Raw genomic sequence first — 16,009 nt, forward strand, 5'->3', positions numbered from 1 at the left:
CGCCATATGCAAAGCCTTTAAAGCCAAAAAAGCCCGAGACCGTTTCCGGCGTCGGGCTTTTTGAGAGGTCTTTATCAGCGCGCTGCGCCTAACTGACCTTTTTCATCGGAAAAAACAATTTCCACACGGCGATTTTGCGCGCGCCCGCGCTCGGAGGCGTTGGCGTTCACCGGGAACTGCTGACCGTAGCCCTCGACATGTATACGTTTTTCATCGACACCCAGGTCCATCAGAACGTCTGCGACTGCTTGTGCACGATCCTTCGACAGCTTCAGATTCTCCTGACGATCACCTGTGCTGTCGGTGTAGCCCTCGATCCGGACCACTCGACGCGGATTGATCTGCAAAAACTGCACAACCTTGAGAATGGTGCGACTGGCCGAGCTTTTCAGCTCGGCGTGGCCAGCGTCGAACAGCACATCTCCCAACGTCATGACCAGCCCGCGATCGGTCTCGGTGGTGGCCAGACTGAGGATCTGATCTTCCAGCCAGCGCCCCTGCTGCTGGGCACTGGCCAGCTTGGCCTCACGCAGCGCCAATTGCAGACGCTGGCGCTCCATGTCCATTTTCGCCAGGCGCTCCTGGCTCAGCATAAGATTGCTGTGCTCACGCGCGATCTCGCTGTAGCGGCTGCTGAGGTAGGCGTAGTGAGCGACATCGGCACCGCTCCCCAAGTAACTGGACAGACGCTCGGCGCGAGCCAGAGATTCGCCAGCGCGAATCACATCCTTGGGCGCGCTGCGCAACACATCGGTATCTTCCTTGACCTTCTGGAAATCGGCACTGGCCTGTTGCAAGGCCTGCCCGCTGTCCTGATGACCGGCACACCCGTAAAGGCCAGCCGAACCCAGCAACAGGCACACACTCAGTACACGCGGAAGACGGTTCATTGTGCCTCTCCCAGTTGCTTGCGTAACCGATTGAGGCGGGTATTCAACTGATTGACCTGCTCCTGACTCTTGAGGGTGAGCACTCGGGCCTCTGCCAGCCGGGCATCAAGCTCGGCCTGCTCGGCTTTCATGCGCGCGTCCTTGTAGGCGTGGGTCGCCATGGAGGCGCGAGCTTCGGCAAAGCGGGCCAGAGCGACTTCCATCTCGGGCTGATCATCACCCGCGCCAACGGCTTTGGCCTGCTCCAGCGCCTGCTCGGTCAGCTTGAACTGCTCGGTCGGTAGCGGGTCGCTGGCGCAGCCAGCCAGCGTGGCGATGGCCATGACGGCGATTGAAAAACGAATACTCACAAAAACATCCCTACTTGTCTGGTGCGCTGGCGCTGGCAGGTTGCAACAGTTGGGCTTTCCACAACTCCAGGTTGTGCCTGATGACATCACCCGCAAGGCCGGAGGCGGCCGATTCTGTCATCTTTTTCGCCAGTTGTCCGCGCAACCATGGTTCGTTGCAGGCCGAATTGAACGACAACGCCAGATAAAACCCGGGTGTATCGACCGGCAATGGTTGAGCAGCCAGGTCTGCTGAGAGACCCAGCGTCTGCACCATGACCATCCCGGCGTAACGACCGGCAAGCACGTAATCCACCTCACCCAGCGCCAGCTTCTGAAAAGCCGGGGTCAGGCCTGGCAGGCGTGTCAGGCTCAAATGCTGCTTGGCCGCAGCCTCGAATGAAGGCGTCAATCGGGTCTTTTCCGACATGGCGCCAGGATGGTCGTGCAGCTCATCCAGGGTATTGAACGGTACGCTGTGATCGTGGCGCGTCCAGACCATGATGTCGTTCTGCACGATCGGCGGGTGAATGTAATCAAGCGACTCAAGTTGCGCTGCATTAAACGGCGCGTCCGCCAACAGATCCATGCGTCCGGTGCGCACCTCTTCAAGTGCCTGACTGCGTTTGCCGCCGTACAGGAACTCGACCTTGATACCCAGCTCACCTGCTGCCTGTGTGAGCAGATCGGCATTGGCACCCATCAGATGACGTGGGTCCTGAGGATCACGCCATAAATAAGGCGGCGCGTCCGGACTGCCGGTCACAATCAGACGCTCGCACTTGCCTGCCGCGAATGAAAGCGTCGGCAGCATGACCAGCCCGAGAAAAAGCGAAGACAGCAGCCGGGGATGCACCATGAAAAGTCCTTTGATACCCGATAAAAAACCCGCTCGATCCGGGCCTGTGTACCGCAAGCAATCTGCCGGCACACAACCCCCGAACGGAACGGGTTCTCTTTATAGTGGAAGCGCGTGGCTTAAACCAGCTTCTCCAGCTCGGGAATGGCTTCGAACAAATCAGCCACTAGCCCGTAATCGGCCACCTGGAAGATCGGAGCTTCCTCATCCTTGTTGATCGCAACGATCACCTTGGAGTCTTTCATGCCGGCCAGATGCTGAATGGCACCGGAAATACCGACAGCAATATACAGCTGAGGCGCGACGATCTTGCCGGTCTGGCCGACCTGCATGTCGTTGGGCACAAAACCGGCATCGACCGCAGCACGGGAAGCACCCACTGCAGCACCGAGCTTGTCGGCCAGCGTGTACAGGTGCTTGAAGTTGTCGCCGTTCTGCATGCCGCGACCGCCGGATACGACGATCTTGGCTGCTGTCAGTTCTGGACGATCGGATTTGGCCAGTTCTTCGCCGACGAAGCTGGACTTGCCCGCATCGTGGGCAGCCGAAACCGCTTCAACAGAAGCCGAACCACCCTCGGCAGCGACCGGATCGAAACCGGTGGCACGCACGGTGATGACCTTGATCGCGGCAGTGGACTGCACGGTGGCAATGGCATTACCGGCGTAGATCGGGCGGGTGAAGGTGTCGGCCGAGACCACCGAAACGATCTCGGAGATCTGATCGACATCCAGCTGCGCAGCAACGCGTGGCAGGATGTTCTTGCCGTTGGAGGTTGCAGCAGCCAGAACGTGACTATGACCCGCAGCCAGCTCTACGACCAGTGGCGCAACGTTTTCAGGCAATTGGTGTGCGTAGGCAGCGTTGTCGGCCACCAGCACTTTCGCCACGCCGGCAATTTTGGCGGCGGCGTCGGCAACGGCGCTTACGCCTGAACCGGCAACCAGCAAGTGGATGTCACCGTCGATCTTCTGCGCGGCAGCCAGGGTATTGAGCGTAGCCGGGGCTACGGTCGCATTGTCGTGCTCAGCGATAACCAGGATCGTCATTTAGATTACCTTCGCTTCGTTTTTCAGTTTCTCGACCAGTTCAGCCACCGATTTGACCTTGATGCCCGCGCTGCGTGCAGCCGGTGCTTCAACCTTGAGGGTCTTGTTGGTCGATGCCGTGGAAACGCCCAGTGCATCCGGGGTCAGCACTTCAAGCGGCTTTTTCTTGGCTTTCATGATGTTGGGCAGCGAAGCGTAGCGTGGCTCGTTCAGACGCAGGTCCGTGGTCACGATGGCTGGCAGGCTCAGGGAAACAGTTTGCAGGCCACCGTCGATTTCACGGGTCACGGCAACCTTGTCACCGGAGACTTCAACCTTGGAGGCGAACGTACCTTGCGGGTAGCCGCTCAGCGCAGCCAGCATCTGGCCGGTCTGGTTGTTGTCACTGTCGATAGCCTGTTTGCCAAGGATCACCAGTTGTGGCTGCTCCTTGTCGACCACTGCCTTGAGCAGCTTGGCCACGGCCAGAGAGGTCAGCTCTTCGGCAGACTCGACCAGCACGGCACGGTCTGCACCCAGCGCCAGCGCAGTACGCAGTTGCTCCTGAGCAGTGGTCGGACCAATGGTGACGACCACGATTTCCGTTGCCACGCCCTTCTCTTTCAAGCGCACCGCTTCTTCAACAGCGATTTCGCAGAACGGGTTCATGGACATTTTGACGTTGGCAAGATCGACGCCGGAGTTGTCCGCCTTGACGCGAACCTTGACGTTGTAGTCGACCACTCGTTTGACAGCTACAAGAACCTTCATGGATTCCTCACTCTCCGGTGAAAAGAAGTCGCCTGGCGACACCAGGCGATCGATATGTGTCCTCAACAAGCAATCGCAATGCGTGCAGGCCGTCCGGGCGACTTTAAAAAGCCATATAAAAGCCGGGAGTCACCCGTCAAGCAGCGGCAGGGTGTGTAAAATGCGCCGTGCGACGTTGACCTTTTGCCTGCACCGCGTCCGCCTGATGCCTTTTGAGAGACTTCCTGCAACGCAGGTGCCTCGTTTCAGCCTACGGCAAACGCAAAACCGCCCGTATATTGACCGCAACGCCTTTTCCGGTCAATACGCCAAATCGGCCAGTTCCGAGTCTGGCGTCTTTGATTTATCTGGGCTGCGGGCAATTCAAACAAACGTTTGTATTGGACCCATGCAGTGGTGTAGATATAATGCTTGCCATTAAAAGACGGGTGGTGCTCAACACCTCCTGCGTCGGCCTGCAGCGACCCATAAAGCAGCGCCCATAAAAATACCGTGAGCCTTGAACGTAGGAGATAGCCTGTGGAACGCGAATACATGGAATTCGACGTCGTCATCGTCGGAGCCGGCCCTTCCGGGCTTTCTGCCGCTTGCCGCCTTAAACAGAAGGCCGCTGAAGCCGGGCAGGAAATCAGCGTCTGCGTGGTGGAAAAAGGCTCCGAAGTCGGCGCACACATCCTGTCCGGTGCCGTGTTTGAACCGCGCGCACTGAACGAGCTGTTTCCAGACTGGCAGGAATTGGGCGCTCCGCTCAATACACCGGTCAAGCGCGATGACATCTACGTCCTGCGCGACGCCGAAAAGGCGCAGAAAATTCCGGACTTTTTCGTCCCCAAGACCATGCACAACCATGGCAACTACATCATATCCCTGGGCAACCTGTGCCGCTGGCTCGCCCAGCAGGCTGAAAACCTCGGTGTGGAAATCTACCCGGGCTTTGCCGCTCAGGAAGCACTGTTCGATGAAAACGGCGTGGTACGCGGTATCGTCACCGGCGATCTGGGTGTCGACCGCGAAGGCAACCCCAAGGAAGGCCTGTACACCCCTGGCATGGAACTGCGCGCCAAGTACACGCTGTTCGCCGAAGGCTGCCGCGGTCACATCGGCAAGCAATTGCTCAAGCGCTTCAACCTCGACGACGAAGCCGATGTGCAGCATTACGCCATCGGCCTGAAGGAAATCTGGGAAGTCGACCCGGCGAAGCATGAACAGGGCCTGGTGGTGCACACCGCAGGATGGCCACTGGACGACGCCAATCCGGGCGGCTCGTTCCTGTACCACCTGGAGAACAATCAGGTAGTGGTCGGCCTGATCGTCGACCTGTCCTACAGCAACCCGTACCTGTCGCCGTTCGACGAATTCCAGCGCTACAAGCACCACCCGGTCATCAAACAGTACCTTGAAGGCGGCAAACGCATCAGCTACGGCGCACGCGCCATTGCCAAGGGCGGCCTGAACTCGCTGCCGAAGATGGTATTCCCTGGCGGCGCGTTGATCGGTTGCGACCTGGGCACCCTGAACTTCGCCAAGATCAAGGGCAGCCACACGGCAATGAAGTCCGGCATGCTCGCAGCCGATTCGGTGGCAGATGCCCTGTTCGCCGGCAAGGAAGGCGGCGATGTGCTGACCTCCTACGTCGATGCCTTCAAGACCAGCTGGCTGCATGCAGAGCTGTTCGCCAGCCGCAACTTTGGCGTGGCGATCCACAAATACGGCGCTATCAAGGGTGGTGCCTTCAACTTCATCGATCAGAACATTTTCGGTGGCAAGCTGCCGTTCACGCTGCACGACACCACGCCGGACTACGCCTGCCTCAAGCTGGCAGCGGACTCAAAGAAAATCGATTACCCGAAACCCGACGGCAAGCTCAGCTTCGACAAGCTCAGTTCGGTATTCCTCTCCAGCACCAACCATGAAGAGGAACAACCCTGCCACCTGAAGCTGACCGACCCGAGCATCCCGATCAGCAAGAACCTGCCGCTGTACGACGAACCGGCACAGCGCTATTGCCCGGCTGGCGTGTATGAAGTCATCACTAAAGAAGATGGCGAGAAGCGCTTTCAGATCAACGCGCAGAACTGCGTGCACTGCAAGACCTGCGACATCAAGGACCCTTCGCAGAACATCACATGGGTTGCACCGGAAGGCGCTGGCGGGCCGACTTACCCGAATATGTAAGGCAGCGGCAAGTTACAGGCGCTGATCTTGCCGCTTGTAGCTTGCCGTTAAACCCTGCAGCCCTCTTCTCCCGGACTGCGCTCAAAGTAACGTTTGTATTCACGGCTGAATTGCGACGCACTCTGATAGCCGACCCTGAGCGCGACCTGCGACACATTCAGCCCGTCGGCCACCAGCAGTTGCTGGGCCTTGAGCAGGCGCAGACGTTTGAGGTACTGCACCGGTGACAACAAGGTGCTGCGTTTGAAGTGCTCGTGAAAGGTCGAGGTACTCATGTTTGCGCAACTGGCCAGCGTGTCGACGTTCAGCGCGTGATCATAGTGCTCATGCAGATAGGTTACCGCCGAAGCAATCCGTGCGAATTGCCCCTGCTGTTCGACCAGCGCACGCAAAACCCCTGATTGCGGTCCACGCAGCGCGCTGTACAGCACCTCACGAATCCTTGATTGCCCCATCGCCTGACACTCCAGCGGATCGTGCAGACAACGCAGCAGGCGTTCGACGCTGTCACGCATCGCAGAGTCGATGCGTACCGAGGTCATCGACTCCGGGGTCTGCATCTGGCTTTCCTGGCCGCTGGCCGGGCCCATCGCTTGCACCAACTCGCCAAGCAGCACGCGGTCGATGGCTACCGATACGCCATACAACGGCTTGTCTGGAGTGGCAAAGGTTTCGCATTTGAACGGTACAGAAAGCGCCTGAATCAGGTAATGCCCGGTGCCATACTCAAACGTACGTGGCCCCAGGCAGGCGACCTTGCTGCCTTGCACGACGATCATCAGGCTCGGCTCGTAAATCTGCGGGCTGCTGGCGACATAGCCAAACGCCGAAAGCACGCGAACCTCGGGCAAATGCGTCGCCACAAAGCCGGGACGCACTGCCAGCGGCTGGATCAAGGAGACAAGCGTGGCATTGCCATCAATAACAACAGGTAACGTCATGGGAGCAGCCTGACAGAGAAACAGACAGCTGTATCATCGCAGATTTGCGCTTCATAGCCGACCCTGAAACGTCAGGCCGGAGGAATAGGCATGAAACACGTAGGATTCACCATAGCCACGAAGGGCACGTATCAGGACAATTGGTCGCCTCTATTCCGTAACACCTTGCGAGGTCAAACATGTACACAGCAATAGGTTATGCCGCACAGTCAGCTACCGCCCCCCTCGCCCCGATGACCTTCGAACGTCGCGCTCCGCGTGCCGACGACGTTGCCATCGAAATCCTCTACTGCGGCGTCTGCCACTCCGACATTCACCAGGCGCGCAACGAATGGGGCATCGCTGTTTACCCGCTGATGCCTGGCCATGAAATTGTCGGTCGCGTGACCGCCACTGGCGCCAACGCCAGCAAATACAAGGTCGGCGATCTGGTCGGTGTTGGCTGCATGGTCGATTCGTGCCGCGAATGCTCGGCCTGTAAATCGGATCTCGAGCAGTATTGCCTGGAAGGCCCGACCATGACCTACGCCACGCCTGACCGCGTGGACGGCAGCAACACCATGGGTGGCTACTCCAACAGCATCGTGGTCGCCGAGCATTTCGTTGTGCGCATTCCAGAGAAACTCGACCCGGCCGCTGCTGCGCCAATCCTTTGCGCAGGCATCACCACTTATTCGCCGCTCAAGCACTACGGTGTGAAGGCTGGCGACAAGGTCGGTATTCTGGGCATGGGTGGTCTGGGCCACATGGGCATCAAGTTCGCCAAGGCAATGGGCGCTGAAGTGACCCTGTTCACCCGCTCCGCAGCCAAGGCTCAGGAAGCACGTCGTCAGGGTGCAGATCATGTGATCGTGTCCACCGACGCTGAACAGATGAAAGCCGCTGCCGGTCATTTCGACTTCCTGCTCGACACCATTCCGGTCCAGCATGACCTGAACCCCTACCTGGAAACGCTGCGTTTTGACGGCGTGCACATTCTGGTCGGTCTGATCGAGCCGGTCGAGCCGCCAGTCCATGCAGCCCACTTGGTGATGAGCCGTCGCGTGCTGGCCGGTTCGCTGATCGGTGGTATCGCTGAAACTCAGGAAGTGCTGGATTTCTGCGCAGAGAACGACATCACCTGCGATATCGAAATGCTCGATATCCGCAACATCAACGAAGCCTACGAGCGCATGCTGGCCGGTGACGTGAAATACCGCTTCGTGATCGACATGGCCACGCTACAGGCCTGATTCACCGCGAATCAGCCGCCGAGATCGGCCGAGAGTTCCGCTGCTATCTGCTTGATCAGCGGGACCAGCTCGGCCATCTTCTCCAGCGGCATGTAGGGCACGGTACTGGCGACACTGATGCCGGCAACGATCTGTTTGCTGGCATCACGTACCGGCGCTGCAACGCAACGGATCGACGGTTCGTTGTCCTCCAGATCGAACGCATACCCTCCCTGCACATATTCTTCCCTTCGCGCCTGCAACTGCTCCCAGGTTTGCTGCTCATGAGCAGGCCATAGCGGATTCCTGCCACTGCTCGGCATGCTTGCGTTATACAAGCGCTGCCACTCCGGCAACCCGCTGTCCAGCAGCAACGCCTTGCCGATACCGGTTCGCACCAGCGGCATGCGATGCCCGACCCGCGAGCGCATTTCCGGGCCATTGCGACCAGGGTTCTTGTGCAGATAAAGCACGTCGTCCCCTTCCCGCACCGCCAGATGCACCGTATCGCCCGTCAGCTCCGACAGCCGATCCAGATATGGCCGGGCGAGCATTGCCAGTGGCACTTCTTCGCGCGCCTGAAACCCAAGCTCAATCAGTTTCGGTCCGAGCAGATAACCCACTTGAGGCACCACCCGAAGGTAGCGCTCTTCGACCAGGCAACTGGCCAAACGGTGAGTGGTGCTGCGTGTGGTGCCGATCAGCCGGGCGATTTCCTTCAGGTCCCGCGCACCACCGGCCACCGCCTGCACCACGCCAAGCCCGCGCAGCAGAGTCTGGGTCCCTGTCGGCGCCGGTTCTTTGCCGGTAATTTTTTCAGGGATGATCGAATCGTTGTGCATGACAGGCCATTTTCATAAAAGGGGCGGATCGAAAAGCTGACGGCATTATCGCCGCCAGCATCCAGATACGTCGACATCAGAGCTCGATACGCTCTACTTTGCCTACCAGCAGGATGTAAGACAGCGCGCCCAGCAATGCCAGCACCGAAATGTAAGTGATGGCCGGCGCAAACGAGTCACCCGTTGCCAGAAAGCCGATCACGATCGGCGTGGCGATGGCGGCGAGGTTGCCGATGAAGTTGAACGTGCCGCCAGTCAGGCCCAGCAAGCGCGCCGGGGCCAGGGTCGATACCAGCGACCAGGTGATCGACGCCAGACCGTTGCCGAAGAATGCCAGCGCCAGAAAGGTGATGACCAACGGGGTGGAGTCAACGAAGTTGGCACCGATGATCGAGGTCGAGATCAGCAGCCCGGCAATGATTGGCAACTTGCGCGCAAAGCCCACGCTATGCCCGCGACGGATCAGCCAGTCGGAAAAGAACCCCGAACACAGCACGCCGACAAACGCCGCAAGAAACGGCAACGACGCCAGCAGCCCGGACTTGATGAAATCCATGCCGCGGTATTTCACCAGATAGGTCGGGAACCAGGTCAGGAAGAACCATAGCGTGGAGTTCAGGCAGAACTGCCCCAGATAGATCCCCCACAGCTTGCGCTTGCTCAACACAATGCCCAGGTCCAGCCAGCTGAAACCCTGCTTCTGTTTTTCGACATCCTTCTGGATGTCTACCAGACCGCCGCCCTCTTTGATCAGGTCGATTTCCTGCTGATTGACACCTTTGAAGTCACGCGGCTCGCGATAGACCGTATACCAGATCAACGCCCACAGCACACCGACACCACCTGTAGCGACAAACACCATGTGCCAGCCATAGTGCGCCTGTAACCAGGCCAGCACCGGGGTTAGAAACGCCAGGCCGACGAACTGCCCCGAGGTATAGACGCCAATGGCGGTAGCCCGCTCGCGCTCGGGAAACCAGGTGGTCACGACACGGCTGTTGATCGGATAGGCAGGTGCTTCCAGCGCACCGACCGCCATGCGCAGTACGAACAGCGCAATAAAGCTGGCCGCAAAACCAAGCATGATGGTCGCGATGGACCACAGCAGCAGCGCCGCGGTGTAAAGGATACGCGGCGGCACACGGTCCACCAGCCAGCCACCAGGCAATTGCATGGCGGCATAGGTCCAGCCGAACGCGGAGAAGATCAGCCCGATGTGAACCGTATCAAGGCCCAGCTCGGCGGTCAGCGCAGGAGCGGCAATCGACAGGTTGCTGCGGTCCAGGTAGTTGATCACCACCGTAATGAACAGCAGCACCATGATGAAGAAACGTTTGCGGGACGGCGTCACCAGGGATGCCGCACCCTCAAGAGTTCGAGTGCGCATGGAATGTAGCCTCTTGTTGGATTTATTGAGGTCTGTGTTTCGATTGGCGAGCTCTCGTTCCCACGCTCCGCGTGGTAATGCATTTCGTGACGCTCTGCGTCACATACCTGCGCCGCACCGCGCTCTCAAAATCGTACGCAGAGCGTCCAGAACGGCATTCCCATGCAGAGCATGGGAACGATGATTACAAGTGCCGTATGCGGGAACGATGGTTACGGGGATTTACTGTGCTCTACCACTCGGCAAAACTGCCATCGGCATGGCGCCAGATCGGGTTGCGCCAGCGGTGGCCGATGGCCGCGCGTTCGATGACATATTCTTCGTTGATCTCGATGCCCAGGCCCGGCCCGTTGGGAATCTTGACCATGCCCTTGTCGTAGTCGAAGACTTCCGGGTGCTTCACGTAATCGAGCAGATCGTTGCTTTCGTTGTAGTGAATGCCCAGGCTCTGTTCCTGAATGAAGGCGTTGTAACAAACCGCGTCCAGTTGCAGGCATGCCGCCAGCGCGATAGGCCCGAGCGGACAATGCAGCGCCAGCGCGACGTCATACGCTTCGGCCATATTGGCGATCTTGCGGGTTTCAGTGATGCCACCGGCGTGGGACGCATCAGGCTGGATAATGTCGACATAACCTTCGCTCAACACGCGCTTGAAGTCCCAGCGTGAGAACAGCCGCTCACCCAGGGCAATCGGCGTGCTGGTCAGCGGTGCCAGCTCCTTCAGTGCTTCATAGTTCTCGCTGAGCACCGGCTCTTCGATGAACATCAGCTTGTAGGCGTCCAGCTCCTTCATCAGCACCTTGGCCATGGGCTTGTGAACCCGGCCATGGAAGTCCACACCGATGCCGACATTCGGCCCGACGGCATCGCGCACGGCAGCCACGTTGGCCAGCGCCAGGTCGACCTTGTCGAAGGTATCGAGAAATTGCAGCTCTTCGGTGCCGTTCATTTTCACCGCAGTAAAACCACGTCCGACCGCTTCTTTCGCAGCCCGCGCCGTGTCTGCAGGGCGGTCACCGCCGATCCACGAATAGACGCGAATCTTGTCACGCACCTGACCACCGAGCAGGTCGCTGACGGAAACGCCCAGGGCCTTGCCCTTGATGTCCCACAACGCCTGATCGATGCCTGCCAGGGCGCTCATGTGGATCGCCCCACCCCGGTAGAAGCCGCCGCGGTACAGCACCGTCCAGATGTCTTCGATGTTGCGCGGGTCCTTGCCGATCAGGTAATCGGAGAGTTCTTCCACAGCAGCGGCCACGGTGTGCGCGCGGCCTTCGACCACTGGCTCGCCCCAGCCGACAACGCCCTCGTCGGTCTCGACCTTGAGGAAGCACCAGCGCGGCGGAACGATGAACGTGGTGAGTTTGGTGATTTTCATGGGTGCGGTTTCTCTTGTTGATTCTCTTATTGGATAACGACTACCGGCGCCGGTCAGTCTGCAAGCGCTGCGCTGTGCTGCTTCCAGGCAGCCACATAGGCCTGGGCGCGCCCGGTAACGTCAGAGGTGCTCATGCCTGGCTTGAACAGCCCGGAGCCCAGGCCAAAGCCTTTCACGCCGGCATCGAGGAACACCTTCATGTTGTCCGGCGAGATCCCCCCGACCGGCAGCAGAATCGTGCCCTTGGGCAATACCGCCAGCCACGCCTTGACCACCGCGGGCGACATCTGCTCGGCAGGAAACAGCTTCAGCACATCAGCCCCTTCGGCCAGCGCGGCAAAGGCTTCGGTCGGCGTCGCCACGCCTGGTGAGAGGAACAGCCCGGCAGCCTTGGCTGCACGCAGCACCTTCGCATCGCTGTGCGGCATGACAATCACCTGGCCTCCGGCATCCTTGACCTGAGTCACCTGCTCCGGGGTCAGCACCGTTCCCGCACCGATCAGGCAATCGGCTGGCAGTTGCTGGCGCAACAAACGGATGCTGTCGAACGGCTGTGGAGAGTTGAGCGGCACTTCGATGACCCGAAACCCGGCCTCGTACAACACATCGCCAATCGCAGGCGCTTCTTCGGGACGCAGGCCGCGCAGAATTGCGACCAGACCGTTTTCCTTCAATGCTTGCTTGAGCATGTCACACCTCTTGAATGTGTTGGGACGAGCGGCGCGCGATCAGGCCGGCTTGAACGGCGACCTGCCAGAGGCCGCGCTCGGTCGCCTGCTCGGCCAATGTCACGCCGGGAAAGCCACAAACGGCCAGCCCGCGTGCATAGCGCGTGCACAGCGAATCGCTGCCGATGAGGACCACCGCAGGCAATTGTTCGTGGTTGTGCAGATGCAGCCTGGCGATGGCGCCCAGTTCATGGCCAATCAACAGGCCGGAAAGATAGTCAGGTTGCGCACTGGCAGCCAAATGCCCGGTAAGGCCGAGCGTTCGTGTGCTGAAAATCGTCGATAGCGGCCCGGCAGAGCCCGCGTCGGACAGGGCAATCGACAAGCCGCGGTCAAACGCCTGCTCGTCGAACGCCTCCGAAGGCTGCATGGTGCGTCCCAGAATAGTGTGCGCGCAGAGCGCGGCGTAGACCTCGCCGGTCATGAAGGTGTCGAAGTGAACAATGCGACCCCGTTCTACCTGCACCCATTTGGAGTGGCTGCCGGGCAGACCGATCAGCAGCTGCTGGCTGCTCTGCCCGGCGTCGAGGCCGGCCAGCACACCCAGCACCTGGGTTTCTTCGCCACGCATGACGTTGGGCAGGGTCGAGCGTTGCAGGACGCCGGGGATGATGTGCACCGTCACGCCGCGCACGCTGCGCACCGTCTGCAGCGCTGCGCTCAGCTCATTGACGCTGGCCGGCGTTTCCCGGTAAGCCGCCTCGCGCCAGCCCTGTGCGCTGCCGACCATGCCACAGGCAATCACCGGCAGGTCCGGTTGGGCATCGAGCCAGTCGCCGCACGCCTGGTCAAAGGCCAGTTCGAAACCGTCACTGCAGAACTGCCCCGCGATCAGCCGCGGCGTGGTCGGCAACTGCATGATGCCCGCGCTCAATGCGCGCTGTTCCAGTACCTGGCCATGTTCGCCAAGTCGATAAGCACGAAGTGAGGTTGTCCCCCAATCGAGCGCGATCAATTGCGCCTGCATTGCGTCACCTGTTGTTTTTTTGGAAGTGAGTGCAGGACGACTATAAACCCGTTGTTACACTTATCTCAATATGTAAATTTCAATCCCATATATAGGGAAAAAAGACAGTCAATCAAAAGTATCAGGCACTAAAAAACCCGCCTTCCTTTCGGAAAGCGGGTTTGCTGTAAAACCGAAGCCTCAACGCTCCAGCAGGATTCTCAGCATGCGGCGCAGCGGCTCTGCCGCGCCCCACAACAGCTGGTCACCCACGGTAAAGGCACCCAGGTACTGCGAACCCATGTTCAGTTTACGCAAACGGCCCACCGGAATACTCATGGTGCCGGTTACGGCAGTCGGGCTCAGCTCGTGCATGCTGGCTTCACGGTTGTTCGGCACCAGCTTGACCCAAGGGTTGTGCTGGCTGATCAAGCCTTCGATGTCCGCAATCGGCACATCCTTGTTCAGCTTGATGGTCAGCGCCTGGCTGTGGCAACGCATGGCACCGATGCGTACGCAAATGCCGTCGACCGGGATCGGGCTCTTGAAGCGACCGAGAATCTTGTTGGTCTCGGCCTGGCCTTTCCACTCTTCGCGGCTCTGGCCGTTCGGCAGCGCCTTGTCGATCCACGGGATCAGACTGCCCGCCAGTGGCACGCCGAAATTCTCGGTCGGGAACGACTCGCTGCGCATGGCTTCAGCCACCTTGCGGTCGATATCCAGAATGGCGCTGGCCGGGTTGGCCAGATCATCGGCCACCGAGGCATGCACGGCGCCCATCTGCCTGATCAGCTCACGCATGTTCTGCGCGCCGGCTCCGGAGGCCGCCTGATAGGTCATGACGTTCATCCACTCGACCAGCCCGGCGTCGAACAGACCGCCCAGGCCCATCAGCATCAGGCTGACCGTGCAGTTGCCGCCGATATAGTTTTTGGTGCCCGCATCCAGCTGCTGATCGATGACCTTGCGGTTCACAGGGTCGAGCACGATAACGGCGTCATCCTGCATGCGCAGACTGGAGGCGGCATCGATCCAGTAACCCTGCCAGCCGGCTTCGCGCAGCTTGGGGAACACCTCATTGGTGTAGTCGCCACCCTGACAGGTCAGCACTACGTCCAGGGTTTTCAGCTCGTCGATGCTGTAGGCGTCTTTCAGTGGCGCAACATCCTTGCCCACCGAAGGCGCCTGGCCACCGACATTGGAAGTAGTGAAAAACACCGGCTCAATGAGATCGAAGTCCTGCTCTTCCCGCATCCGCTGCATGAGCACGGAACCGACCATGCCGCGCCAACCGATCAGACCTACACGTTTCATCGCAACTACACCTTGAATAAAAGTGGGACCACCGCTCTGCGCATGCACAGCAGGCGGCGGGCCAGAGAGATTACAGATTCCGCAGCGCGGCGACTACTGCATCGCCCATTTCCTGCGTACCGACTTTGACTTTGCCTTCCGACCAGATGTCGCCGGTGCGAATGCCCTGATCCAGTACCACGCTGACCGCCTTCTCGATGGCGTCAGCAGCATCGGTCAGGTTGAAGCTGTAACGCAGCATCATCGATACCGACAGAATGGTCGCCAGCGGGTTGGCAATGCCTTTGCCGGCGATGTCCGGCGCCGAACCATGACAAGGCTCGTACATGCCCTTGTTGGCGGTGTCCAGCGAAGCCGACGGCAGCATGCCGATGGAACCGGTGAGCATCGACGCCTGATCGGACAGAATGTCGCCGAACAGGTTGTCGGTCACGATTACATCGAACTGCTTGGGCGCACGAACCAGCTGCATGGCGGCGTTATCGACATACATGTGGCTGAGTTCGACTTCAGGGTAATCCTTGGCCACCTGCTCGACGATTTCGCGCCACAGCTGGCTGGACGCCAGCACGTTGGCCTTGTCTACCGAGCAGAGCTTTTTGCCACGCACCATGGCCATGTCGAAACCGACCTTGGCAATGCGGCGGATCTCGCTTTCGCTGTACGGCAGCGTGTCATAGGCCTGACGCTCGCCATTATCCAGCACGCGAGTGCCGCGTGGCGCGCCGAAGTAGATGCCACCGGTCAGTTCGCGGACGATCAGGATGTCCAGACCGGCAACGATTTCCGGCTTGAGGCTCGACGCATCCGCCAGTTGCGGGTAAAGGATCGCCGGACGCAGATTGCCAAACAGGCCCAGTTGCGAACGAATTTTCAGCAGACCGCGTTCAGGACGGATGTCGCGCTCGATGGTGTCCCATTTCGGGCCGCCGACTGCGCCCAGCAGTACGGCATCGGCCGCACGGGCGCGATCCAGGGTCTCGTCTGCCAGCGGCACGCCGTGTTTGTCGATGGCTGCGCCGCCGATCACGTCGTGGGTCAATTCAAAGCCCAGCTGATACTTTTCGTTGGCCAGTTCCAGCACCTTGACCGCTTCGGTCATGATTTCCGGACCAATACCATCACCTGGGAGAATCAGAATCTGCTTGCTCATAACATCCTCGATTTTGTGCATCGGCGTCGTGAACAACGCCTGTTTATAACGCTC

General features: G+C 59.5%; 15 protein-coding genes. 2 read left to right on the top strand and 13 right to left on the bottom strand.

Annotated elements, in window-relative coordinates:
• Positions 1-74: 74 nt before the first annotated feature.
• From RYB09_RS02210 to RYB09_RS02230, 5 genes are all read right to left on the bottom strand, one after another.
• The gene (locus RYB09_RS02210; protein ID WP_011168312.1) at positions 75-890 is read right to left on the bottom strand and encodes an OmpA family protein; all 816 of its coding nucleotides are present in this window, start codon (positions 888-890) and stop codon (positions 75-77) included.
• On the bottom strand, positions 887-1,240 hold the full coding sequence (locus RYB09_RS02215; protein ID WP_004658957.1) for a DUF4398 domain-containing protein: 354 nt from the start codon (positions 1,238-1,240) through the stop codon (positions 887-889). Before RYB09_RS02215 ends, RYB09_RS02210 begins: the two co-directional genes overlap by 4 nt.
• A 10-nt stretch (positions 1,241-1,250) precedes the next feature.
• A complete protein-coding gene (locus RYB09_RS02220; RefSeq protein WP_031594912.1) occupies positions 1,251-2,078 on the bottom strand; it encodes a substrate-binding periplasmic protein in 828 nt (275 codons plus the stop codon).
• A 119-nt stretch (positions 2,079-2,197) separates the two neighbouring features.
• Positions 2,198-3,127 (bottom strand): electron transfer flavoprotein subunit alpha/FixB family protein, encoded by a 930-nt coding sequence (locus RYB09_RS02225; protein WP_316887310.1) that lies wholly within the window; start codon positions 3,125-3,127, stop codon positions 2,198-2,200.
• Positions 3,128-3,877, bottom strand: coding sequence for an electron transfer flavoprotein subunit beta/FixA family protein (locus RYB09_RS02230; RefSeq protein WP_005617248.1), 750 nt, complete (start codon positions 3,875-3,877; stop codon positions 3,128-3,130).
• A gap of 519 nt (positions 3,878-4,396) precedes the next feature.
• On the opposite strand from RYB09_RS02230, the gene RYB09_RS02235 reads away from it, so the two are divergent.
• Entirely contained in the window at positions 4,397-6,052 is a 1,656-nt protein-coding gene (locus tag RYB09_RS02235) for an electron transfer flavoprotein-ubiquinone oxidoreductase (RefSeq protein ID WP_316887311.1), read from the top strand.
• Positions 6,053-6,099: 47 nt separating this feature from the next.
• Here the strand turns inward: RYB09_RS02235 and RYB09_RS02240 are convergent, their stop codons facing one another.
• Positions 6,100-6,993, bottom strand: coding sequence for an AraC family transcriptional regulator (locus tag RYB09_RS02240; RefSeq protein WP_058400453.1), 894 nt, complete (start codon positions 6,991-6,993; stop codon positions 6,100-6,102).
• Between the two features lie 179 nt (positions 6,994-7,172).
• Here RYB09_RS02240 and RYB09_RS02245 point away from each other — a divergent pair, with 179 nt between their 5' ends.
• Entirely contained in the window at positions 7,173-8,225 is a 1,053-nt protein-coding gene (locus RYB09_RS02245; protein ID WP_031594913.1) for an NAD(P)-dependent alcohol dehydrogenase, read from the top strand.
• A gap of 11 nt (positions 8,226-8,236) precedes the next feature.
• Here RYB09_RS02245 and RYB09_RS02250 read toward each other — a convergent pair whose 3' ends face one another.
• From RYB09_RS02250 to leuB, 7 genes are all read right to left on the bottom strand, one after another.
• Positions 8,237-9,046 carry an IclR family transcriptional regulator gene (locus RYB09_RS02250; RefSeq protein WP_316887314.1) on the bottom strand — a complete coding sequence of 270 codons (810 nt, stop codon included), beginning with the start codon at positions 9,044-9,046 and terminating at the stop codon, positions 8,237-8,239.
• A gap of 76 nt (positions 9,047-9,122) precedes the next feature.
• Positions 9,123-10,433 carry an MFS transporter gene (locus tag RYB09_RS02255; RefSeq protein ID WP_002552961.1) on the bottom strand — a complete coding sequence of 437 codons (1,311 nt, stop codon included), beginning with the start codon at positions 10,431-10,433 and terminating at the stop codon, positions 9,123-9,125.
• A 232-nt stretch (positions 10,434-10,665) separates the two neighbouring features.
• Positions 10,666-11,844: a galactonate dehydratase gene (gene dgoD, locus RYB09_RS02260; RefSeq protein ID WP_255872618.1), complete on the bottom strand. Its 1,179-nt coding sequence runs from the start codon at positions 11,842-11,844 to the stop codon at positions 10,666-10,668.
• A gap of 23 nt (positions 11,845-11,867) precedes the next feature.
• Positions 11,868-12,503, bottom strand: a complete 636-nt coding sequence (locus RYB09_RS02265) for a 2-dehydro-3-deoxy-6-phosphogalactonate aldolase (RefSeq protein ID WP_058409243.1) — start codon at positions 12,501-12,503, stop codon at positions 11,868-11,870.
• A 1-nt stretch (position 12,504) separates the two neighbouring features.
• Entirely contained in the window at positions 12,505-13,509 is a 1,005-nt protein-coding gene (locus tag RYB09_RS02270) for a 2-dehydro-3-deoxygalactonokinase (RefSeq protein WP_316887316.1), read from the bottom strand.
• A 180-nt stretch (positions 13,510-13,689) separates the two neighbouring features.
• Positions 13,690-14,802, bottom strand: a complete 1,113-nt coding sequence (gene asd / locus RYB09_RS02275; RefSeq protein ID WP_002552957.1) for an aspartate-semialdehyde dehydrogenase — start codon at positions 14,800-14,802, stop codon at positions 13,690-13,692.
• Between the two features lie 70 nt (positions 14,803-14,872).
• Positions 14,873-15,955, bottom strand: a complete 1,083-nt coding sequence (gene leuB, locus RYB09_RS02280) for a 3-isopropylmalate dehydrogenase (RefSeq protein WP_004658980.1) — start codon at positions 15,953-15,955, stop codon at positions 14,873-14,875.
• Between the last annotated feature and the right edge of the window lie 54 nt (positions 15,956-16,009).

This window comes from Pseudomonas syringae group sp. J254-4 (genome assembly GCF_032586855.1).
Classification (GTDB): domain Bacteria; phylum Pseudomonadota; class Gammaproteobacteria; order Pseudomonadales; family Pseudomonadaceae; genus Aquipseudomonas; species Aquipseudomonas amygdali.